Origin of the sequence: Terrabacter sp. LjRoot27, assembly GCF_964254175.1 — a bacterium.
GTDB lineage: Bacteria > Actinomycetota > Actinomycetes > Actinomycetales > Dermatophilaceae > Terrabacter.
The window spans coordinates 1,702,596-1,723,947 of sequence record NZ_CAXUSS020000001.1; the positions used below are offsets into that span (position 1 = coordinate 1,702,596).

The 21,352-nt window shown below is 74.0% G+C and carries 20 protein-coding genes; 14 read left to right on the plus strand and 6 right to left on the minus strand.

Annotated features, from left to right (window positions below):
• Positions 1 to 42: 42 nt before the first annotated feature.
• The 9 genes from ACSQ2D_RS07940 (at position 43) to ACSQ2D_RS07980 (ending at position 9,466) form a co-directional block, all read left to right on the plus strand.
• The gene (locus tag ACSQ2D_RS07940) at positions 43 to 1,065 is read left to right on the plus strand and encodes a 3-oxoacyl-ACP synthase III family protein (RefSeq protein ID WP_435985417.1); all 1,023 of its coding nucleotides are present in this window, start codon (positions 43 to 45) and stop codon (positions 1,063 to 1,065) included.
• Positions 1,062 to 1,853, plus strand: coding sequence for a glycosyltransferase family 2 protein (locus ACSQ2D_RS07945; RefSeq protein WP_435985418.1), 792 nt, complete (start codon positions 1,062 to 1,064; stop codon positions 1,851 to 1,853). Before ACSQ2D_RS07940 ends, ACSQ2D_RS07945 begins: the two co-directional genes overlap by 4 nt.
• Positions 1,850 to 3,064: a cytochrome P450 gene (locus ACSQ2D_RS07950; protein ID WP_435985419.1), complete on the plus strand. Its 1,215-nt coding sequence runs from the start codon at positions 1,850 to 1,852 to the stop codon at positions 3,062 to 3,064. The genes ACSQ2D_RS07945 and ACSQ2D_RS07950 overlap by 4 nt, the downstream gene beginning before the upstream one ends.
• The gene (locus tag ACSQ2D_RS07955) at positions 3,061 to 4,638 is read left to right on the plus strand and encodes a class I adenylate-forming enzyme family protein (RefSeq protein ID WP_435985420.1); all 1,578 of its coding nucleotides are present in this window, start codon (positions 3,061 to 3,063) and stop codon (positions 4,636 to 4,638) included. Before ACSQ2D_RS07950 ends, ACSQ2D_RS07955 begins: the two co-directional genes overlap by 4 nt.
• An 8-nt stretch (positions 4,639 to 4,646) precedes the next feature.
• Positions 4,647 to 5,597 carry an NAD-dependent epimerase/dehydratase family protein gene (locus ACSQ2D_RS07960; RefSeq protein ID WP_435985421.1) on the plus strand — a complete coding sequence of 317 codons (951 nt, stop codon included), beginning with the start codon at positions 4,647 to 4,649 and terminating at the stop codon, positions 5,595 to 5,597.
• A 50-nt stretch (positions 5,598 to 5,647) separates the two neighbouring features.
• A complete protein-coding gene (locus tag ACSQ2D_RS07965; RefSeq protein ID WP_435985422.1) occupies positions 5,648 to 7,069 on the plus strand; it encodes a ferredoxin reductase family protein in 1,422 nt (473 codons plus the stop codon).
• A gap of 86 nt (positions 7,070 to 7,155) precedes the next feature.
• Positions 7,156 to 7,737, plus strand: coding sequence for an FMN-binding protein (locus tag ACSQ2D_RS07970; RefSeq protein WP_435985423.1), 582 nt, complete (start codon positions 7,156 to 7,158; stop codon positions 7,735 to 7,737).
• A 34-nt stretch (positions 7,738 to 7,771) separates the two neighbouring features.
• Entirely contained in the window at positions 7,772 to 8,584 is an 813-nt protein-coding gene (locus ACSQ2D_RS07975) for an FAD:protein FMN transferase (RefSeq protein WP_435985424.1), read from the plus strand.
• Between the two features lie 471 nt (positions 8,585 to 9,055).
• Positions 9,056 to 9,466 (plus strand): hypothetical protein, encoded by a 411-nt coding sequence (locus ACSQ2D_RS07980; protein WP_435985425.1) that lies wholly within the window; start codon positions 9,056 to 9,058, stop codon positions 9,464 to 9,466.
• 69 nt (positions 9,467 to 9,535) lie between these two features.
• Here ACSQ2D_RS07980 and ACSQ2D_RS07985 read toward each other — a convergent pair whose 3' ends face one another.
• Positions 9,536 to 10,333 carry a response regulator transcription factor gene (locus ACSQ2D_RS07985; protein ID WP_435985426.1) on the minus strand — a complete coding sequence of 266 codons (798 nt, stop codon included), beginning with the start codon at positions 10,331 to 10,333 and terminating at the stop codon, positions 9,536 to 9,538.
• A gap of 65 nt (positions 10,334 to 10,398) precedes the next feature.
• Complete coding sequence (locus tag ACSQ2D_RS07990; RefSeq protein WP_435985427.1) at positions 10,399 to 12,405, minus strand: thioredoxin domain-containing protein; 2,007 nt, start codon at positions 12,403 to 12,405, stop codon at positions 10,399 to 10,401.
• Positions 12,406 to 12,495: 90 nt separating this feature from the next.
• Between ACSQ2D_RS07990 and ACSQ2D_RS07995 the strand changes: the two genes are divergently transcribed.
• Positions 12,496 to 13,110 (plus strand): sulfocyanin-like copper-binding protein, encoded by a 615-nt coding sequence (locus ACSQ2D_RS07995; protein ID WP_435985428.1) that lies wholly within the window; start codon positions 12,496 to 12,498, stop codon positions 13,108 to 13,110.
• Positions 13,111 to 13,139: 29 nt separating this feature from the next.
• On the opposite strand, the gene ACSQ2D_RS08000 is transcribed toward ACSQ2D_RS07995, so the two are convergent.
• From ACSQ2D_RS08000 to ACSQ2D_RS08010, 3 genes are all read right to left on the minus strand, one after another.
• On the minus strand, positions 13,140 to 14,540 hold the full coding sequence (locus ACSQ2D_RS08000) for an MATE family efflux transporter (RefSeq protein ID WP_435985429.1): 1,401 nt from the start codon (positions 14,538 to 14,540) through the stop codon (positions 13,140 to 13,142).
• A gap of 180 nt (positions 14,541 to 14,720) precedes the next feature.
• Entirely contained in the window at positions 14,721 to 15,689 is a 969-nt protein-coding gene (locus tag ACSQ2D_RS08005; protein ID WP_435985430.1) for an aminoglycoside phosphotransferase family protein, read from the minus strand.
• Positions 15,686 to 16,690, minus strand: a complete 1,005-nt coding sequence (locus ACSQ2D_RS08010) for a hypothetical protein (RefSeq protein ID WP_435985431.1) — start codon at positions 16,688 to 16,690, stop codon at positions 15,686 to 15,688. The genes ACSQ2D_RS08005 and ACSQ2D_RS08010 overlap by 4 nt, the downstream gene beginning before the upstream one ends.
• 133 nt (positions 16,691 to 16,823) lie before the next feature.
• On the opposite strand from ACSQ2D_RS08010, the gene rimP reads away from it, so the two are divergent.
• Complete coding sequence (gene rimP / locus ACSQ2D_RS08015; protein WP_435985432.1) at positions 16,824 to 17,459, plus strand: ribosome maturation factor RimP; 636 nt, start codon at positions 16,824 to 16,826, stop codon at positions 17,457 to 17,459.
• Entirely contained in the window at positions 17,459 to 18,496 is a 1,038-nt protein-coding gene (nusA, locus tag ACSQ2D_RS08020) for a transcription termination factor NusA (RefSeq protein ID WP_435985433.1), read from the plus strand. The genes rimP and nusA overlap by 1 nt, the downstream gene beginning before the upstream one ends.
• A 31-nt stretch (positions 18,497 to 18,527) precedes the next feature.
• Here nusA and ACSQ2D_RS08025 read toward each other — a convergent pair whose 3' ends face one another.
• Positions 18,528 to 19,199: a hypothetical protein gene (locus ACSQ2D_RS08025; RefSeq protein ID WP_435985434.1), complete on the minus strand. Its 672-nt coding sequence runs from the start codon at positions 19,197 to 19,199 to the stop codon at positions 18,528 to 18,530.
• An 80-nt stretch (positions 19,200 to 19,279) separates the two neighbouring features.
• On the opposite strand from ACSQ2D_RS08025, the gene ACSQ2D_RS08030 reads away from it, so the two are divergent.
• Together ACSQ2D_RS08030 and ACSQ2D_RS08035 are read left to right on the plus strand one after the other, a co-directional pair.
• Positions 19,280 to 20,227 carry a response regulator transcription factor gene (locus ACSQ2D_RS08030; RefSeq protein WP_435985435.1) on the plus strand — a complete coding sequence of 316 codons (948 nt, stop codon included), beginning with the start codon at positions 19,280 to 19,282 and terminating at the stop codon, positions 20,225 to 20,227.
• Positions 20,181 to 21,269: a sensor histidine kinase gene (locus ACSQ2D_RS08035; RefSeq protein WP_435987831.1), complete on the plus strand. Its 1,089-nt coding sequence runs from the start codon at positions 20,181 to 20,183 to the stop codon at positions 21,267 to 21,269. Before ACSQ2D_RS08030 ends, ACSQ2D_RS08035 begins: the two co-directional genes overlap by 47 nt.
• Positions 21,270 to 21,352: the final 83 nt, after the last annotated feature.

The following is a 21,352-nucleotide window of genomic DNA, read 5'->3' on the forward strand; positions in this document are numbered from 1 at the left end:
CCGGAGGGGCCACGTCGCCGAGCCAGGGAGTGCCGCGTTCGCATGTCCAGTCGCCTGTCCAGCCGGATCTCCGGCGTCAGCGCGCACGTCGCCGAGCACGTCCTCACCGTCGAGGAGGTCGAGGCCCGCGTCGTGGGGTCGAGCGACGGCTTCGTGCCTCCGACCGGGGTGCTCGGACGCCTCACCGGGGTGCGGCGCATCCACCACGCCGGAGCCGACACGCAGGCGTCCGACCTGGCGGCGCACGCGGCCCGCACGTCGCTCGCCTCGCTCGGCCTCGACGTCGCCGACGTCGACCTGCTCGTCTTCGCGTCCGCGTCACAGGACCTCGTCGAGCCCGCCACCTCGCACATCGTGGCCGACCTGCTCGACGCCCGCTGCCCCGTCATGGACGTCAAGAACGCGTGCAACTCCTGGCTCAACGGTGTCCAGGTGGCCGAGGCCCTCATCGCCATGGGGCAGTACGAGCGGGTGCTCGTCGTCACCGGGGAGATGCCGTCGCGCGCCGCGCGGTGGGCGGTGCGCGACGCTCGGCAGTTCGTCGAGTCGGTGCCCGGCTACACGATGAGCGACGCCGGGGCCGCGGCGCTCGTCGAGCGAGCCGCCCCCGGTGCGCGCGGAGAGATCCTGCACCGCTGGTTCACGGCGGAGTCACGGCACTGGTCCGTCGGCCAGCTCCCCGCCGGCGGCACCCGCCACCCCCGCGACGTCGACAAGGGCTACTTCGTCATGGACGGCGCGCGCCTGCGCCAGGCCTTCGACAGCGTCGACGTCGAGGAGATCCACCGAGCCCTCAAGTCCGACGGTCTCGGGGTCGAGGACTTCGCCGCCGTCGCCGTCCACCAGGTCGCGATGCCCTACCTCGACGTCTTCGCCGCACGCCTCGGGCTGCGCCGCGGCCTCGTCGTCGAGACCCTGCCCGACCACGGAAACTGCGCCTCGGCCACCCTGCCGCTCCAGTGGCAGCAGATCGAGCGGCTCGGTCTCGCCCGGCCGGGCGAGCCGGTGCTCCTCGTGGGGCTCGCCGGAGGCATCAGCGTGGGCACGATGGCGGTGCGCTGGTGACCCGTCCCGCACCGCTCGGCGCCGGAGGCGTCCGCCTCTGGGTCGTCGTCCCGGCCTTCAACGAGCAGGCCGGCATCGGGCGCACCATCGCTGCCATCGCGGCGCAGCGCGACCGCGACTTCCGCCTCGTCGTCGTCGACAACTCCAGCACCGACGAGACTGCGGCTGAGGTCGAAAGGGCCTGTGCGGCATACGATCTCGGCGTCACGATCGTCACCGAGACGCGCAAGGGCACCGGCGCGGCCTCCGACACCGGCGTGCGTCACGCGATCGCGCACGGCGCGACGCACGTGCTGCGCACCGACGCCGACACGCTGCCGGTCCGCGAGTGGACCGCCGTGGGTCGGCGCGCCTTCGCAGCCGGGGCCGATCTCGTGACGGGACCGATGCGCGCGCGCACCGACGAGGTGCGCCTCCAGCCGTGGGAGCGGGTCGTGCTGCCCGGGGTCATCGGGCTCTGCCAGACGTTCGGCCGCTTCCGTCCGAGCAACCGGTCTCCCGAGCTGCACGGGCCGTACCGGATGAGTCCCGGCTGCAACATCGGCGTCAGCGCCACGGCCTACGAGGCCAGCGGTGGCTTCCCGCGCACCGCCATCGAGGAGGTCCACGAGGACCGCGAGCTCGTCAACCGGGTGCGTCGCGTCAGCTCCCGCGTCGAGTACCACCGTGACCTCGTCGTGCACGCGTCGGTGCGTCGACTGCGGGCCTACGGCCTGCGCAACACCCTGCGGTGGTATCTCGACCACGGCCACCGCCCCGACGTCGTCGACGTCCGGGGCATCGCGTGAGGGCGCTCGCCGGCACCGACCCCGGGAGCCGCTGGGAGGCCCGGCTGGTCCGCTCGGCACATCCCGTCGTCGCCCGCGTCGTCGACGCGGCCGTGGCGCGGCGCGGGGTCGTACGCGTCCCCGGCGTCGGCGTGCTCGTGGCCGACCCGCGGTCGGCGCGGCAGGTGCTCACCGACACGGACGCCTTCGCCAAGAACGGCCCCGGCTCGTCGGGAGCGCTGTGGACGCCCGTGCTCGGCGATCGCGTGCTGCTCAACATGGAGGGCGAGGACCACCGCAGCCTGCGACGCTCGCTCGCCGACCTCTTCTCGCCCCGCGTCGTGCGCGAGGTCTGCGACGCGGCCGCCGGTCCGGTCGTGTCGGACGCCGCGGCGCGGCTACGGCGAGGGGAGGAGGTAGACGTCGTCCGGCTCGCCCGTGAGGTGTCCGCCGCCGCGATCGGCGTGGTCGTCGGGCTCGACCCCGCGACGCCGCCCGCGGCGCTCCTCGAGGCGAGCGACGCCATCGAGTCGATGGTGACGTGGCGCACCCGCACCTTCGACGACGCAGCCGCGCACCGGGCGCGCGCGGCCCTGGCCGTGGTGCAGGACGCCGCCGGGTCCGCCCACGCCGCAGCGTCGTCCGACACCGTCATGGGCCGGCTGGCCCGACAGGGCGCCTCGCTCGACGACGCGCGCTCCCTGGCCGCCGCCCTCTTCCTCACGGGCACGGGCACCGTCAGCAGCGCGCTGCCGCGGATCGCCGGGCAGCTGGCCGACGCCGGACTGCTCGAGGCACCCGCGGCGACGGGGTGCGACGTCGACGACGTGGTCGCCGAGGGCCTGCGCATGACGACGCCGAGCCTCGCGACCCTGCGCCGCTGCGTCCGTCCGACCGACGTGGGCGGGGTCCGTCTGCGCAGCGACGAGCGCGTCGTCGTGCTGCTGTGGTGGGCGACGCGACGCGACGGGGGCTTCGAGCCGGGGCGACCCGCGACGGGCGACCTGCGCCACCTGTGGTTCGGAGCCGGGTCGCACTTCTGCCTCGGTGCGCCGCTCGCGCTCGCGGAGCTGCGGGCCATGACGGGCATGCTGCTCGACGTCGCGGGGGAGCAGGGGCTCGTCGTCACGTCGCGCCGGGCCGCCCGTCGCGTCCTCGTGCCGAGGTACGCCGAGCTCACCGTGAGCGGCGCGGGCGTGCCCCACGTCCGGCGCGAGGGCCGAGCGGCATGACCGGGGAGCTCGACCTCGTCACGGAGGTCCTCGCCCGGGCATCCGCCGAACCGCATCGCGTGGCCATCCGGGACCACCGTGCCCGTTCGGTGACCTACGGCGAGCTCGGCAGCGGCGTCTGCGCCGTGGCCGCGCACCTCACCGAGCACGGCGTCGGCGCGGGAGACGGGGTCCTGCTCGCTGTCCGCCCCTCCCCGCGGGCCGTGGCCGCCGCCCTCGGCGTCGTCCTCGCAGGCGGTGTCGTCGTCGTCGCCGACCCCGGAGCAGGAGAGGCGCTGCTCGACGTCCGCCGTCGCATCGTGCCCGTGCGCGCGGCGGTCGCGGACACCCTCGTGCACGCGGCCGGCCGCCCGCCCCTCTCGTCCCTGCTCGCGCGGCTGCCGGCCACGAAGGGACTCCGGCTCCCCGACCTGTCGACGCCGGGCCTCGTCCACGTCGTCACCGGACCGCGCCTTCCCGGTGTGCCGCGCTCGGCGACCCGCTGGGAGCACCTGCCGCCCGCCGCCACGGACGCGCCCTTCGTGGGCGACCCGGCGCGCGACGCGCTCGTCGTCTTCACGTCGGGCTCGACGGCCGCGCCCCGCGCCGTCGTCCACACTCTGGCATCGCTCTCGGCCGGGGTCCGCGCCGCCGTGTCGGCCCTCGGGCTCGACGCCGGGGACGTCATGCACACGGACCAGCTGATGATCGGGCTGCCGACGCTCATGGCCGGGGCCGTCTGGTCGCTCCCGCCGGTGACCGCCTCGCCCGACGCGTGGCTGCGGCAGGCGGAGCGCGAGTCGGCGACCCACGCGTACGCCGTCCCGGCCAAGGTGCTCGCAGCAGCCACCGGGGGACTGCCACCGACGGTGAGGCACCTCGCCATGGGTGGAGCGCCCGTGCTGCCGGCCACGGTGCGACGGCTCGAGGCCCTGGCGCCCGGCGTGGACGTGCGCGCCGTCTACGGGCTGACCGAGGCGCTGCCCGTCGCCGTCGCCACGGGGGACGAGGTGCTGGGGTCACCCGCCGGACGCACGAGCCTCGGCCGGCCGCTGCGCGGCGTCTGCGTGCGCATCGACGCGTCGGGGTCGGGCCGGGTCGGCGAGATCGTCGTCCGGGCGGCGCAGGCACGGGACCGCCTGGCGGGCGAGGCCCCGACCGAGGAGGTCCGCACGGGTGACCTCGGTGAGCTGGCGGCCGACGGCACCCTCCTGCTCGCCGGCCGGGCCAAGAACATGATCATCCGCGGCCAAGCCAACATCTACCCGGAGCTCGTCGAGCCGCTCCTGCTCGAGCAGCTCTCGACGACCATCCGGGACTGCGCGCTCGTCGGGCTCCCCGACCCGGTCACGGGCGACGAGCGGGTGGTGCTCGCCGTGGTCCCCGCCGCCGCGGCCGGCCGGGTCGGGCCGGCGGAGGCGGCCCGGGTGAGCCGTCTCGTCCACACCACGTGGGCGGCCCTCGCCGACGAGGCCTGGCGACCCGACGACGTCGTCCTCGTCGAGACGGTGCCACGCCGAGGTCGATCCGCGGCGGTCGACCTCGACGGGCTGCGAGCCCTCGTCTCCCACGACCGGGTGCGAGCGGCCCGATGAGGGTCGCGGTGACCGGGGCCAGCGGCTTCGTCGGCGGAGCCGTCGTCAGCCGGCTGCTGGACCGCGGCCACGAGGTGCTCGCGCTGAGCCGACGGCCGGTGCCGGCGCGCCCGGGGCTCGAGCACCGCCGGTGGGACCTCACCGGCGGCGTGCTGCCCGACCCGCCGCCGGTCGACGTCGTCGTCCACGCGGCCGCGCACGTCGACGAGTGGGACCCGTGGGCCGTCCACGAGGCCGTCACCCTGGGCGGGACGCGTGCCGTCCTCGAGACCTGGCGTGGGGCCAGGGTCGTGCTCGTCTCGTCGTGCAGCGTCTACCCCCTCCGGGCCCCGGTCCGGCCCCGACACGTCTTCACCGAGGACGTCCCGGTGACGACCCGTCACCTGTCGGCCTACTCGCGCGCCAAGGCGGAGCAGGAGCGGCTCGTCCTCGGGCGTCAGGGCAGCATCGTGCTCCGGCCGCACGCCGTCCACGGTCCCGGCGACCCGACGCTGCTCCCGCGCCTCGAACGTGCCCGTCGCCGCGGGCGGCTGCTCTGCCCCGGGAGCGCCGACACGCTCGTCCACCTCACCGATGTCCGCCTTCTCGCCGAGGCCGCCGTTGCTGCCAGCGAATCCGTATGCGGCACAACGGTCCTCAACGTCGCCGACGCTCGCGCCCTGCCGCTGTCCGAGGTCGCGGCGGGTGTCGCGGCGGCCAACTGCTGGCCCGAGCGCCCCCTCCTCATCGGAGCGGGTCTCGCGTGGACCACGGCACTCGCCCTGGAGGCGACCGCCCGGCTGACCCGGGCGTCGACGCCCCCGCTGCTCACGGCATACGCCGTCTCGCACCTCGCGGTGACCCGGGTCTTCGACACCACGCGGCTACGGCAGCGGCTCGGGGTCGAGCCCGGCCTCACGGACCTGTCGCGGTGGCGTCACGAGCCCCGGAGACCGGCGTCCGGCGACTCATACGACTGACACCCCGTCGACACAGCGCACCCACAGGGTCCGTCACAAGTGTGGGTGACATGACCTCACTCGCCCTCCCCGAGAGCCGCGACCTCTCGGTGCCGGCCGCGTCACGGCCCCAGGCTCTCGCCCCGACGCCCCGGTGGTGGCGCGACGCGTCCGCCGTGTTCGCCTGGGGGGTCACGCTCTTCGTCGTGGCGCTCTGGGTCGCCGGTGGCGGACTGACTGCCTTCGGCTCGCTCGGCGAGAGTGTCACCAACGTCGGGCGCCTCAGCGGCCTCGTGGCCTCGGTGCTCCTGCTCCTGCAGGTCCTGCTCATGGCGCGCATCCCGCTCGTCGAGCAGGCCTGGGGGCAGGACGAGCTCGCCCGCGTGCACCGGCTCGTCGGCTTCACGTCGTTCACCCTCATGCTCGCCCACATCGTCCTCGTCACCGTCGGCTACAGCGCCGGCACCGACCTCGGCGTCATCGCCACCTTCGTCGACCAGGTCCTGCACTCCCCGGGCATGCTGCTCGCCCTCGCCGGCACGATCGCGCTCGTCATGGTCGTCGTCACCTCGGTGAAGAAGGCCCGGGCCAGGCTGCGCTACGAGTCGTGGCACCTGCTGCACCTCTACGCCTACCTGGGGGCCGGCCTCGCGCTGCCGCACCAGCTCTGGACCGGGGCGGACTTCACCGCGAACGTCGTCGCGACGGTGTTCTGGTGGGGTCTGTACGCCTTCGCGCTCGTCGCCGTCCTCGTCTACCGGGTCGGGCTGCCGGTGCTCCGCTCCCGCCGCCACCGCCTCGTCGTCTCCGAGGTCGTCACGGAGTCGCCGACCGTGACCTCCGTCGTCATGACGGGGCGCCGCCTCGACCGCCTGCCCGTCCGGGCCGGCCAGTTCTTCCAGTGGCGCTTCCTCGACGGCCCGGGGTGGACCCGCGGCAACCCGTACTCCCTCTCCGCCGCGCCCGACGGCCGCTCGCTCCGGATCACGGCCGAGGCCGTCGGTGCATCGAGTGCGCGACTCGCGTCACTCCGCCCCGGCACACCGGTGGTCGTCGAGGGTCCGTACGGCCGACTGCACACCGGTGTCCGCACCAGGGAGAAGGCCGTGCTCATCGGCGCCGGCATCGGCATCACGCCGCTGCGCGCCGTCCTCGAGGAGCTGCCCGCCTCGCCCGACGGCGTCGTCGTGATCTATCGCGTCGGCAGCCAGTCCGACATCGTCCTCGGCGACGAGCTGCTCGACCTCGCTCGCGCCAAGGGCGGCCGCGTCGTCGCCGTCGTCGGGCACCGCAACCGCGACCGCGCCAGCTGGCTCCCCGTCGACTCACGACACCTCACCGACGTCGAGGCCCTGACCCGGATCGTGCCCGACATCGCCGAGCGCGACGTCTACGTGTGCGGCAACCCCGCCTGGATGGACACCGTCATCGCCGCCGCCCACGAGGCCGGCGTGCCCCACGACGCCGTGCACCACGAGCGCTTCACCTACTGAGACGCGCGGCCCGGCACGCCCGGCTCCGCGACCTGCACCCACCCGCACCGACCTGCACCGACCTGACCGACCCGAATCGAGCCCCCATGCGCCGCATCGTCCTCTGGGCCATGAGCACCCTGACCGTGCTCGTCCTCCTCTTCAGCTACAGCACGTCCCGCAGCTCGTCCGCCGTCGTGGCCGCCGAGACCCGGCAGGTGACGACGAGCAGCAAGACGTCCGACAGCACCGGGTCGACGTCCGGCTCGTCGTCCGCGTCCTCGACCGACTCGTCCGGCCAGGAGCCCGCCGACGACACGGCCGACTCGGGCACCTCGTCGTCCGGGACGAGCGGTTCGAGCTCGTCCTCGGGCTCGTCGGGTGCGTCCGGCTCGACGGGCACCTCGTCGGCGGCCACGACGTACGCCGGTGACGCGGTCATGACCCGATACGGCAACGTCCAGGTCCAGATCACCGTCAAGGACGGCAAGATCACGGCGGCCGAGGTGCTGCAGGTGCCGTGGAACGACCGGCACGACCAGATGATCAACTCGGCCGCCGTCCCCGTCTACAACGAGGAGACCGTCACCGCGCAGTCGGCACAGATCGACGTCGTGTCCGGGGCCACGTACACGTGGGACGGCTACACGCAGTCCCTGCAGTCCGCCATCGACCAGGCCAACCTCTGAGGCACTCTTGAGACACGCGACCAAGGAGCGACCCATGAGCCGACGCGACACGCGACCGAGCCAGACCGGCGTCCCCGACTCCGCACCTGCACCGGCACCAGCCCCCGCTCGACGGGCGTGGGTCGAGCAGATCATGGGCATGCCGATCTCCATCCACCTGCGCGGCGACGACGTCGACGGCAGCGCCGCGAGCGAGGCGGTGGCCTCGGCCTTCCGGATCCTGCGCGAGATGGACTCGATCTTCTCGACCTACCGCGACGACTCGGACCTCATGCGGCTGCGCCGCGAGGAGCTCCAGGTCTCGCAGTGCAGTCCCCTCGTGGAGGAGGCGCTCCGCATCGGGCAGGAGGCGGAGGTCCTGACCCGGGGTGCGTTCACGACCCTGCTCCCCACCGGTGACGGCGACCTCGCGTTCGACCCGACCGGCCTCGTCAAGGGGTGGGCCGTCGACCGTGCGTCCGTGCCCCTGCTCGCGCTCGAGCGGATCTCCTTCTGCATCAATGCCGGCGGCGACATCCTCATCGGAGCCCACCCCGACATGCCCACCGACGGGCCGGGAGCCATCACGTGGCGCGTCGGCGTCGAGGACCCCGTCGACCGGCAGCGGATCGCGAGCACCCTGACCCTGACGCGTGGTGCCGTGGCGACGTCGGGGACCGCAGCCCGCGGGGCGCACCTCTACGACCCGGAGTCGGGTGAGCTCGTCGGACGTCCGGGGTCGGTGACGGTGACCGGCCCGACCCTGCTGTGGGCCGACATCTGGGCGACGGCACTCTTCGTCGGCTCGGAGCGCACGAGTGCGGCGTTCGCGGCGAGCGCGACGGACTACCTGTCGACAGCGCTCTGACCCGACCTCGTGGTGCGGTGCGACCGCCGTCGGTGGGCCCCGGCGGGCACCCGCGAGGACAAAAGCCGCAGGGGGACGCGAACCGGGAGGGCCTTGAGGCTTTCTTGCGGAAACCATGCGTGGCACGGGGTTCGGGCCTTGCAGTTGGCGCGGCAGAGTCGTCCTCATCAGCAGGAACGGTCGGGGGACCGGCTCGCTGACTCAGAGACCTTCGGGCGAGTGCCCGCCGATCCGGGGAGGAGAGCGCCATGACCCCCAGCACCAGCACTGACCCTGCAGTGACGGTGCGCGGTCGCGGCGCCCTCCCCGGTCGGCGGGCCCACTCGAGGATCTCGGTGGGGGGAGGGGACCGGAGCGGGGCGGGCCACCTGGTGGAAGGCAGGCCCGTCCCGACCCGGCACGTCGTCCGACGTCCACGGAGCCGCTGGGTGACCGGTGCCTTCGAGGCGTTCGACGCCTCCGGCGCCGGCCGTGGCCGCTGAGCAGGTCGTGGGCCCGGTCTGTCCCGGACTCACGGTCGACGAGCTCGACCCGGCGGCCCTGACCCGGCTCGCGGCGGAGCTCGAGAGCGACGACCTCGCCCGCTCGATCGCCCGGACCTACCTGCGGATGCTCGATGCCCGTCTGACCCGCGCCGCGTCCGCGCTGGATCGCCGCGACGAGGTCGCGGCGATGGACGTGCTGCTGAGCCTGCGCGTCTCCTCGGCCACCGTCGGCCTCGTCCGGCTGGAGTCGGCCGTGCTCTGCGTCATCGACGCGGTCCGCCGCGGTGAGGCCGACCTGGCCCGCGAACGCGGGGCGTCCATGCTCGGTCTCGCGCCCGCTGCGCGCGTCGCGCTTCGGTCGCACCTCGACCGCGCCGCACCGCCCGTCGTCGCCTGACGCTCGACGCCCCCGACGCGTCAGGCACGTTGAGGACTGCAGCAGACCGGGCCGCGTGTGCCGTCGGCGTCAGAACGCGTCGGGCTCCTCCATGCGGTAGCCCACGCCCCGCACGGTCCGGATCGGGGCGCGCATGCCGTCGGGGCCGAGGCGGCTCAGCTTGCGGCGGAGGTTGCCGACGTGCACCTCGACGAGGTGCTCCTCGGACCAGCCGGGCCCCCAGAGGCTGTCGAGGAGGACGGCACGCGACCACACGCGGCGCGGTGCGCTGACGAGGGTCGAGAGCAGGTCGAACTCGGTGCGCGTCAGGTCGACCTCCTGGTCGTCGACCGTGGCGACACGGCCCTCCGGGTCGACGGCGATGCGGCCGTGGCGGACGAGCTCGGGTGCTGGCCCGCCAGGTGTCGCGGTGTCGGCGGGCACCCCGCTCGTCGAGGGCGCAGAGCCGTTGGCACCGGTCCCCGACGTCTCGTCGGAGCCAGCGGGCGCGGCCGTGCGGGGTCGCCGGAACATCGCGTTGACGCGGGCCTGGAGCTCGCGGGGGCTGAACGGCTTCGTGAGGTAGTCGTCCGCGCCGATCTCGAGGCCCATGAGGCGGTCGATCTCGTCGGTCCGCGCGCTGATCATGACGACGTAGGCCTGGCTCACGTCGCGCACCCGACGGCAGACCTCGATCCCGTCGAGATCGGGCAGGCCGAGGTCGAGGGTGACGAGGTCCGGGTCGGTCGCGACGACGAGCTCGAGGCCGGCCTGTCCCGACGCCGCCGCCGAGACCTCGAAGCCCTGCATGGTCAGGCTGTGAGTGATGAGCTCACGGATGTCGTCGTCGTCCTCGACGACGACCGCGGTGCGTGCTGAGCCCATCATGCGGTGATTCTTGCAGAATGAGCGGGTTTGGCCCGCCAGATGCGAATGTCGGGCGGTTCGTCGCCTCAGCCGACGGCTCCGCCTGACCCGTCGGCGACGCCGTCACCCAGCTGCACCGCCAGCTCGCCGGGGTCGGTCGTGGGCAGCTCGCAGACCATCCCACGGCACACGTAGGCCGCGGCGCGGCCGGCGACGAGGGTGCGGCCGGCCAGCAGCGGGAGGCCGGGCGCGTCCGGTTCGCCACGCACGACGACGAGTCCCGGACTCGGTGACCGTCGCGCCACCGCCTCGAGGGCGTCGGCGTCGGGACCGGACCCGACGACGGCGACCTGCAGCGGACCGGAGACGAGAGCCTCGGCGACCGCGAGCGACCACCCGCCGAAGCGCGGCTCGCGGACGGCGAGCCCGAGCCCTGCGGCGGTCGACCGGGCTCCCGCCTCGAGGGCGGCGGTGTCACCGGAGACCGCCCCGAGCGTCACGAGCGCTCCCGCCAGGGCGGACTGCCCCGACGGCTCGGCGTTGTCGGCGGCGCTCCGTGGGCGCAGGTAGAGCCGCTCGGCGTCCTTGGCGGTGTCGTGGAACCCACCGTCGTCGGCGGCGAAGTCGCGCGTGGCGTCCAGAGCCTGGCGCGCGGCGTCCAGCCAACGCACGTCGCCCGAGACCTGGTGCAGCACGAGGAGCCCCTCCGCGAGGTTGCCGTGGTCGTCGGCGACAGCCCGGGCGGTGCCGACGCGGCCGTCGCGCGACGCGCGTCGCAGCTCGCCGTCGACGACGTGGACCCCGAGGACGTGTGCGGCGCACCGGGCCGCTGCCTCCACCCAGTCCGGCCGGTCGACGGCGGCGCCGGCGCCGGCGAGCGCGGCGATCGCGAGGCCGTTCCACGACGTCACGACCTTGTCGTCGCGACCGGGCTGAGGTCGCTCGGCGCGGGCCGCCAGCAGTCGTGCCCGCACGTCGTCGAACCAGGCGCGGTCGCCCGGCTCGGTCGGCAGCTGCAGCGTCGAGGCGCCGTGCTCGAACGTGCCCTCCGTCGTCACGCCGAGCAGCTCGGCCGCGACGGGGCCGTCGTCGTCGCCGAGGACCTCCCGCAGCTGCGCCGGTGTCCACGCGTACGTCAGACCCTCGACACCGTCGGCGTCGGCGTCGAGCGACGACGCGAACCCCCCGGTCTCCGTGCCGAGGTCGCGCACGACGAAGTCGGCCGTCTCGCGGACGACGCGCTCGGCCAGGGGGTCGCGGGTCACCTTCCACCACGTGGTGCAGGCCCGGAGCAGCAGGGCGTTGTCGTAGAGCATCTTCTCGAAGTGGGGCACGACCCACCCGGCGTCGACGGCGTAGCGCGCGAAACCACCGGCGAGCTGGTCGTAGAGGCCGCTGCGAGCCATCGCCTCCAGCGTCCGGCAGGCCATGTCGAGCGACGACGGGTCCCCGGTCCGAGCGTGGTGACGGAACAGGAACTCGAGCACCATCGACGGCGGGAACTTCGGCGCGCCGCCGAATCCGCCTGCCACGTGGTCGAACTGACGGGCCAGCAGCCCGACCGCGGACGACAGCGCCCCCGGCTCGACGGCATACGGCGTCGGTGGTTGGAGGGCCTCGGCGAGGCTGGTGGCGATGTGCGTGCCCGACGCGCGCACCTCGTCCTCGCGGGTGCGCCAGGCCTCGTCGAGGGCGGCCAGGACGCGCAGGAAGTGGTCGCGCGGGAAGTACGTGCCGCAGAAGAACGGCTCACCCTCGGGGGTGAGGAAGACCGTCATCGGCCAGCCGCCGTGGCCGGTCGTCGCGGTCACCGCCGACATGTAGACGGCGTCGATGTCGGGGCGCTCCTCGCGGTCGACCTTGACCGAGACGAATCGCTCGTTGAGCGCGGCGGCGACGGCCTCGTCCTCGAACGACTCGTGGGCCATGACGTGGCACCAGTGGCAGGCGGCGTAGCCGACCGACAGGAGCACGGGGACGTTGCGCTCGCGCGCCTCGGCGAACGCGGCGTCGCCCCACTCCTGCCAGTGCACGGGGTTGTCACGGTGCTGGAGCAGGTAGGGGCTCGTCGCTCGGTCGAGGCGGTTCGGCATGGCTCCACTCTCGCGCACGCCGGCGGCCGCCCGGCGACTGGTGCGTCACACCCGTCGTCCACGCATACCCCCCGGGGTTAGCCTCGAGGTGTGACCAGAGGTCGTCCCACCCATCGCTCGCCGGGTGGCTGGGTCGCGCTCGCCGCTGCCGGCCTCGTGCTGGCCGGGTGCGGGTCCGCGCCCGTCGCGACCTCCCCGATGGGTGGGGCCATGGGCGGCATGCGCTCCGGGTCGACCACGGGCGTCGGCATGGCGGCGCCGTTGTCGTGCCAGGCCCCGGCGGACCTTCCCGGGTCCCGCGTGACCGTCACCCTGGTCGACATGGGGATGTCGCGGATGATGGGTGGCATCGCCCCGATGGGGGCCCCGATGCGGCTCGTCGCCAGGCCCGGGACCGTGCGCTCCGGACCGGTGAGCTTCGTCGTGGAGAACTCCGGGTGGCGCACCCACGAGCTCGTCGTGCTCCCTCTCGCCGCCGGCGCCGTCGCCGGACAGCGCGTGCCGGGGCAGGACGGCACGGTCGACGAGTCGGGGAGCCTGGGCGAGGCCTCCGCCTCGTGCGTCGCCGGCGAGGGGGACGGCATCGGCTCCGGCGCCGTCGGCTGGGTGACCGTGACCCTGGCGCCGGGGCACTACGAGCTCGTCTGCAACCTCGAGAACCACTACGCGAACGGCATGCGCCAGGAGCTCGTCGTCACCGGCTGAGGCCCCCTGACGACGACCGACCAAGGCCGTCAGGCGGCGACGGCCTCGCGCGGCGTGACCAGCCGCTCCCAGCGGATCCGGCGCGCGCGCCACGTGAAGATGGCGAGCTTGGCCAGCTCCTCGAGGATGCGGGCGACGAAGATGCCGACGTAGCCGAGCGGGGTGTGCAGGCCGAGCAGGACGGCGAGCGGCAGCCCGATCGCGAAGGCGCCCACGACGTCGCCCATGATGACGCCCCGCACGTCGTTGGCGCTGGGCAGCACGCCCGCGCCGACGATCATGTTGCGCACCTTGACCACCTGGAAGGCCGCGTTGATGAGGATGCCGACGCCGGCCATGGTGCGCACGTCGCGCCCGGCCTCCCCGAAGAGGACGTCGAGCAGCAGCACCGAGGCGGCGAAGAGCACCCCGAAGACCGCCGCGGTCCCGATGCCCGCGCGCGTCAGCCGCCGCACCCACGCCATCGCGTCGTCGACGTCTCCTCGGCCGACCGAGCGGCCGACGAGGGTCGTCGTGGCGCTCATCAGCCCGATGCTGCCGACGACGAAGACGCCCTCCAGGGTCGTGACGATCTGTGCCGCGGCCAGCGCCTCGTCGCCGAGCTGCTGGAACACGACGTTGTAGAGGAAGGTCCCGACGGTCCAGAAGAGCTCCGTGACGCCGAGGGGGAGCGCCAGGACGAAGAGGGGGACGATGACGGCTCGCCACTGCCGGACCCCGTCGGGCAGGCTCCAGCCGACGACGGCGCGCCGGCCGTAGGCCATCCACAGGAGGATGAGCGCCTTGACGACGGCGGTCAGGAGCGTGGCCCACCCCGCGCCCGCCACGCCGAGCGAGGGCAGCGGGCCGAGCCCGACGACGAGGGAGTACGCGATCGCCGAGTTCGCGACGACGGTGACCATCGTCGCGATCATCGGGCTCGTCGGCCGGCCGGCCGAGCGGAGCACGCCGGACAGGATCGCGCTGAGCATGACCGGCAGCGTCGCGAGGACGGTGAGGCGGAAGTAGTCGGTGCCCGCCGCCGCCACCGACGGGGACGCCCCGACGAGCGACATCAGGTGGTCGGCGAAGAGCCACGGCACGAGCGAGACGACGATGCCGAGCCCGACGGCGACGACCAGTGCCGCGGTGACCGTGTGGTCGAGGGCGTCCCGGCGACCGGCGCCGTGCGCCCGCGCGACGAGGATGCTCACCGACGTGCCGAGGCAGCCGAGCGTCACGGCGAGGATGAAGGTGAGGCTGTTGGAGAAGCCCACGGCCGCGATCGCGGTCGCGCCGAGGCTCCCCACGACGATCTGGTTGACGAAGTTGAGCACCAGCATGAGGACGAACTCCATGCTCACCGGCACGGCGATGCGCGCGATCTCGCGAGCAGGGGTCGGCGGGGCCGAGCGCTGGTCGCGGGAGGTGGGCATGGCAAGGCGAGGCATGCGAGTGCCTTTCGACAACGAGGTGGGGGATCGCGTCAAGGTTAAGGCTTCAAGCACCTCGAGTCGAAACGATTTGATCGATGGCGTCGCGCGCGTGTCGTCGCAGTGTGCCGAGGGTGTGCGAAGGGTGCCGCGAGGGTGTCCTGACGGTGTCGTGTCGGCGCTCGCGAGCCCGACGGCTCAGTCGTTCATCGCCTTGATGATCGTCACCGCGAGGCTGATCCGGTCGTGGGCCCAGGCGTCGTCGGCCGGGCCCTTCGCCAGCGACTCGGCGGCGTCGAGGGCGTTGTCGGCCTCGCGGACGATCGTCCACGCGCGGGCTCGTCCCTCGTCGAGACCGGCGCGCTCGCAGATGATCTCGAGCCGCCGACGCAGGGACCAGCGGACCTCCGAGCCGGTCCCGAGCTCGTCGGCCCGGTTCCACAGCGCCGGGGCCACCTCGAACGCAGGGTCGCCGGCCATCGGCTTGGGGTCGATGGCGAGCCACGGGGAGCGGTAGGCGGCGAGCACGTTCGTGTAGTGCAGGTCCGTGTGCAGCAGCCGGTCCTCGGCCGGTGCGCGGTCGACGAGCTCGCGAGCGAGGGTGGAGGCCTGGTCGAGGTAGCGCCGCGGCAGCACCGCGGGCGCCGCCCGCAGCTCCTCCGACTGACGCAGGGCGTATGCCGTGAGGCTGGGTACCCGCGGGTGCGGGGGTCGGCGCAGCACCCTCAGCAGGTCACCGATGACCCCGCAGGCATCGTCGATCTCGACGCGGGTGAGGTCGCGCGTGTGCAGCCGCTCGAGCAGCAGGGCGAAGCGCGCGGGGTCGGCGCGCACGAGGCGCACCGCACCGTGCCCGTTCCACGTCTGCAGCGCGAGGTGCTCGGTCGCGGCCTCGGGGTGCGGCCAGGTGATCTTGAGGATGCCCTCGCCGCTCACGCCGACGACGTCGCGACCCGAGCCCAGCAGCCGCACCGGGATGGCCACGGCGCACACGCCGTTGGTCGCCCGCCCGATGGGCTCGAGCTCCCACTCGGCGAGCAGGTCGGTGATGAGCCCCGGCAGCGCGTCGATCCAGTCCTCTCCGGAGACGTAGCCGTCGGGCTCGTAGCCGCTCACCTCGTGGGCGAAGAGCGCGGGGATGAGGTCGTACATCGGGTCGTAGCTCACGCGGTGGCTCCCGGGAAGGCGGTCAGGGGCACGTCCCAGTCGACGGCGAGTGCCTGGATGTTGGCGCTCCAGCGTGCGACGTCCTCGAGCGAGGCGGCGCTCGGGCTCGGTCCGGCGACCTCGGTCCCCGAGTCCACGGCGGACGACAGCGTCTGCGTCGCGAGCCGGCCGGCCGCGTCGGGAGTGGTCACCGGGAAGGGGAGCGCCCATCCGGCGGGGGTCGTCGAGCTCACGCCGGACACGGCGATGTCGAGACGCAGCAGCGCGGCGAGCGTGTCCTCCGCCCTCGCCCGCTGGTCGCCGGAGCTCTGGGCCGCGACGACCTCGAAGGCGTAGACGAGGGGGGAGGTCCGCGACACGACCGCGGGCCGCACCGGGCTGGGCGGGGACACGGCGACGTCCCTCCCGAGGAGCACCGCGCCGGCGAGGCGTTGGCCGTAGGCCGCCGCGAGCAGCTCGCGGGTGTCTGCGGTCGCCGTCGTCAACGCGGACCAGTCGTCGGGACCGAGGGAGTCGAGCAGGGCGGCGAGCGCCCTGCGGGTGCGCACGGGCGGCGGGCTCGTCGCAGCGGCGCCCGAGGGGGAGGGGGTGCCCGTGGAGCCGGCCTGCGACGACGGCACCGGTCCGGCGGCCACGGCTGCGTCGATGACGGTCGTCGGGACACCGGCGTTCGTCAGGCGGCCGCGCAGCACGCGCAGCTGCTCCCGGTTGACCGTGCGCAGCCGACGGACGAGGGCCCCGCCCTCGTCGCCCTCGAGGACGGAGGTCTCGGCCGCCACGACGCGCTCGAGGTCGGCCACGGCCGAGAGCAGGAGCGCCTCGTCGGGAGCCGGACGGCGCGTGGGCACCGGCGGCGGGGGTGGCGGGACGTCGAGCCGCAGGCCCCGGTCGACGAGCAGCGCGAGGGCGGCGGCACCCCCGCCGAGCACGAGGAGGCGGCGTGGGGGACGGCCGAGACCGTCCATCACCCGTGACCCGAGCCCACGGGTGTCGCCGTCCATGCCGAGATCTTCGCACGCGGGCGGCGGTCTGCGACGACCCCCCGGCGCCGATAGAGTGGTGGGCACGCGGTGCCCCTCGCGCCCTTCGGGGCGTCGGCGCCGGACATTCGAGAAGAGCAGGAGGCGTCGACTGATGAGCACGGCCCAGGAGATCAGAGCGACGCTCGAGCCGGTGCTCGCGCCCCTCGGGCTCGTCGTCGAGGACGTCTCCGTGTCTCCCGCCGGCAAGCGGCGACTCGTGCGCGTGCTCGTCGACTCCGACATCGCCGGTCTCGACGCCGCCGACACGACGAGCACCGTGCCCCCGCTCTCGCTCGACGCCGTCGCCGAGGCGACGCGTGCCGTGAGCGACGAGCTGGACGCGAGCGACGTCATGGGCTCGGCCCCCTACGTCCTCGAGGTGTCCTCGCCGGGGGTGGGCCGTCCGCTCGCCTCCCGCGACCAGCTCCGGCGACAGGTGGGGCGGCTCGTCGAGGTCGTCCACCAGGACGGCACCGACACGGGACGGCTCACCGAGGTGGGCACCGACTCGCTCACCCTCGAGGTCCCGGCGACGAAGAGGACCCCGGCGCGCCACGTGACCCTCGACCTCGACTCCGTCCAGCGCGGCACCGTGCAGGTCGAGTTCACGCGCACCGGGCCCGCACACGACGCCTCGGACGACGCCGCAGACGACGTCCCGGACGACGCTCCGGACGGCTCCGTCGACGACGCACCCGACGACACCCACGACCCGGACGAGACGTCCGCCCTGGAAGGGGACCACTGATGGACATCGACCTCGCAGCCCTGCGCGCCCTGGAACGGGAGCGCGACATCAGCCTCGACGTGCTCATCCCGGCCATCGAGCAGGCGCTCCTCGTCGCCTACCACCGCACCGACGGCAGCCAGCGCATCGCGCGGGTCGAGCTGGACCGCAAGACCGGCCACGTCATCGTGTGGGCGCGCGAGGAGGGCGACCTGCTCCCGGTCACCGAGGAGGGCGAGCGCCCGCAGCGCGGCGAGCCCGGTCCCGAGTTCGACGACACCCCGGTCGGCTTCGGCCGCATCGCCGCCTCGACGGCTCGTCAGGTCATCGTCCAGCGCCTGCGCGACCTCGAGGACGAGGCGATCCTCGGCGACTTCAAGGGCCGCGAGGGCGACGTCATCTCGGGCATCATCCAGCAGAGCCAGGACCCCCGGAACGTCCTCGTCGACTTCGGCACGGTCGAGGGCATCCTGCCCCTGGCCGAGCAGGTGCCGGGTGAGCGCTACGTCCACGGCGAGCGCCTGCGCTGCTTCGTCGTCAGCGTCAAGCGCGGGCCCAAGGGCCCGCAGGTCGGCCTGAGCCGCACCCACCCCAACCTCGTGCGCACGCTCTTCAAGTTCGAGGTGCCAGAGATCGCCGACGGCACCGTCGAGATCGCCGCCCTGGCCCGCGAGGCCGGCCACCGCACGAAGATCGCGGTCCACAGCCGGGTTGCCGGCGTCAACGCCAAGGGCGCGTGCATCGGCCCGATGGGCGCCCGCGTGCGTGCCGTCATGACCGAGCTGCGCGGCGAGAAGATCGACATCGTCGACTACGCCGACGACCCCGCCACCTTCGTCGCGGCCGCCCTGTCGCCGGCCCGCGTTCAGTCGGTCGAGATCGTCGACGCCGCGGCCCGCGCCGCCCGTGTCGTCGTCCCCGACTACCAGCTGAGCCTCGCGATCGGCAAGGAGGGCCAGAACGCCCGCCTCGCCGCCAAGCTCACGGGCTGGCGCATCGACATCCGTCCCGACACCGAGGCGGCCGACGCTGCCGCGGCCGCGACGCCCGACGCCTGAACCGCTCGGACGCCTCGGTCGCGGCGTCGGCTCACGAGCCGTCGACGACGCGCACCGGTTCGCCGGAGCGGCACGTCACGAGGATGTGGTCCTCGCGTGAGCCGTTCGTGAACGTCGCCTGCAGGCGGCCCTCCTCGGTCTCCACCTCGTACCGGTAGCCGTTGCTGGGGGTGACCGAGCGCAGCTGGACCTGTCCGTCCCCGCAGCGCGCGGTGATGGAGCCACCGGTGACCGAGAAGCTGGTCGTGCGGGTCGTGGACACCCTCGCGCCCGAGACCGACGTGGCGGACGGCGGCTGCGACGTGGACGAGGTCCTGGTGGGTGCCCGCGCGCCCGACCCGGTCTCTCCGCCGGGACCTGTGGTCGTCCCGTCGGCTCGGGGCGACGGTGCACTCGCGGTCGCCCCGTCCCCGGTCTCGTCGGAGCCGGGAGCGGACGCCTCCGGCGCCGTGGCACCGGACGCCGGGGACGTCTCGTCCGTGTCCGGCTCCGTGGTCGAGGCCGACGGCACGACGGTGCCACCCGCGGTGGGCGAGGTGCCACCCGGCACCGCCCCCGTCGCGACGGGGAGGGCCTGGTCGAGCTCGCCCGCGACGTCCTGACCCACCCGTGTCACGACGGCCGTGGTCACGGCCGCGGTGACGAGCACGACGGCCAGCCAGCCGAGGAGCAGGCGTGCCAGTCCCGCCGGGCCGGACGTCATCTCGGCCCCCCGGACGGCGTACAGCGTGGATGCGTCAGGACCGCGTCTGCCGGGCCCGGGCCGGGCGTACGGTGAGCCGTGTGACCCACGTGCTCGTCATCGAGGACGACCCCGCCATCCGGGGATCGCTCGTGCGGTCGCTCAGCGGACGCGGGCACGCGGTCTCCAGCGCCGCCAGTGGGCTCGGTGGGCTCGAGCAGGTGCTCAACGAGCACCCGGACGTCGTCCTGCTCGACCTGGGCCTGCCTGACGTCGACGGCCACACGGTGCTGACCATGCTGCGCTCCGTGAGCCCGGTCCCGGTCATCGTCGTGACCGCGCGCGACGACGACGGCTCGGTGGTCCGCGCCCTCGACTCGGGGGCCGACGACTACGTGCCGAAGCCCTTCACCGTCGACCAGCTCGAGGCGCGGATGCGCGCGGTGCTGCGCCGCAGCGAACCGACCCACGCCGACGAGCGGGTCACGGTCGGGGGCCTCGTCATCGACCCGTCCCGTCGGGTCGTCACGCTCGACGCCGCGCCCGTCGACCTGTCCCGGCGTGAGTTCGACCTGCTGCTCATGCTCGCGAGCCGGGTGGGGGAGGTCGTGACCAAACGCGAGATCCTCGCCGAGGTGTGGCAGCAGGTCTACGGCGGTGGTGAGCGCACCGTGGACGTGCACCTGTCGTGGCTGCGTCGCAAGCTCGGGAGTCGGCAGCTCATCCGCGGTACCTCCACAGCGTCCGGGGGGTGGGGGTTCGGCTCGCGGCCCCGGAGGACGTGCCCTGATGCGTCGCCAGATCACGTGGCTCGTGGCCGCGACGACGTCTGCGGTCGTCGTCGCCTTCATCATCCCCCTGTGCCTGCTCGTGTCGAACGTCGCCGAGGACCGCGCCGTCAACCGGGCGCGTCAGCAGGCGCAGAGCGTCGCGACGGTGGTCGCGAGCGTGGACAGCGAGCAGGTGCTCGCGGACGCCGTCGGGCTGTTCACGGCGCAGGGCATGGTCGTCGCCGTGCACACGCCGTCGGGCCAGATCATCGGACGTGACACCTCGGTGGGCGACGAGGAGGCCGAGGTCGCTCAGGCCCGGTCGACCCGGACGGCGTTCACCCATCGCACCGACACCGGCCTCGACGTCATCATCCCGGTGCAGACGGAGAGCGGGATCACCGTCGTCGAGTCCACGGTGAGCAACGACGAGCTGCGCCAGGGCGTCGCGGCCGCCTGGGCCACGATCATCGGTCTCGGGCTGCTCCTCGTGGGCGTGGCCGCCGTCATCGCCCTGCGTCTCGGTCGCCGGGTGAGTGTGCCGGTGACCAGGCTGGCGGCCGTCGCCCACCGCATCCGCGAGGGCGAGCTCGGGACGCGCGCGGTTCCCGAGGGGCCGCCCGAGACCGTCGAGCTCGCGGGGGCTCTCAACCAGCTCGCGGACCGCATCGACGTGCTCGTCGCGGCCGAGCGCGAGGCCGTCGCGGACCTCGGACACCGGCTGCGGACGCCGGTCACGGCCCTGCGTCTCGACACGGACCTCGTCGCCGACCCCGAGGTCGCCGGCCGGCTGCGCCATCACGTGGACGAGCTCCAGCGCAGCGTCGACGCCATCGTCCGCGAGGCGCGACGACCGTTGCGCAGCGCGATGCCGAGCGGGTGCGACCTCGGGGTCGTCGTCCGTCGACGGGCCGCCTTCTGGGAGCCCCTCGCGCAGGACCAGGACCGGGACTTCACGGTGACCGGTCCCGACGGGAGCTGCGCCGTGGGCGTGCCCGAGGAGGACGTGAGCGACGTCGTGGACGTGCTGCTCGACAACGTCTTCGCGCACACTCCGGAGGGAGTGGGCATCAGGGTCGGTGTCCGGGTCGACGGCGACCGGGCCCGCCTCACGGTGGCGGACGGCGGCCCGGGCACCGGGGAGTCCGCCCTCGACCGCGGCCGAAGCGGAAGTGGCTCGACGGGACTCGGGCTCGACATCGCGCGCCGGGTCGCCGAGGCCGCGGGCGGGTCGGTGTCGCTGGGTCGTTCCGACCTCGGCGGACTGACGGTCGAGATCTCGCTCCCGCTGCGCACGGGCGACCACAAGAACCAGCGCTGAGTCCGGTCGGTCGCCGGCTCGGGCGACGGGGCAGCCCACCCCGCGGCCAGGCCACGGACGGCTCCGGTCCGCGAGGTCGGGAC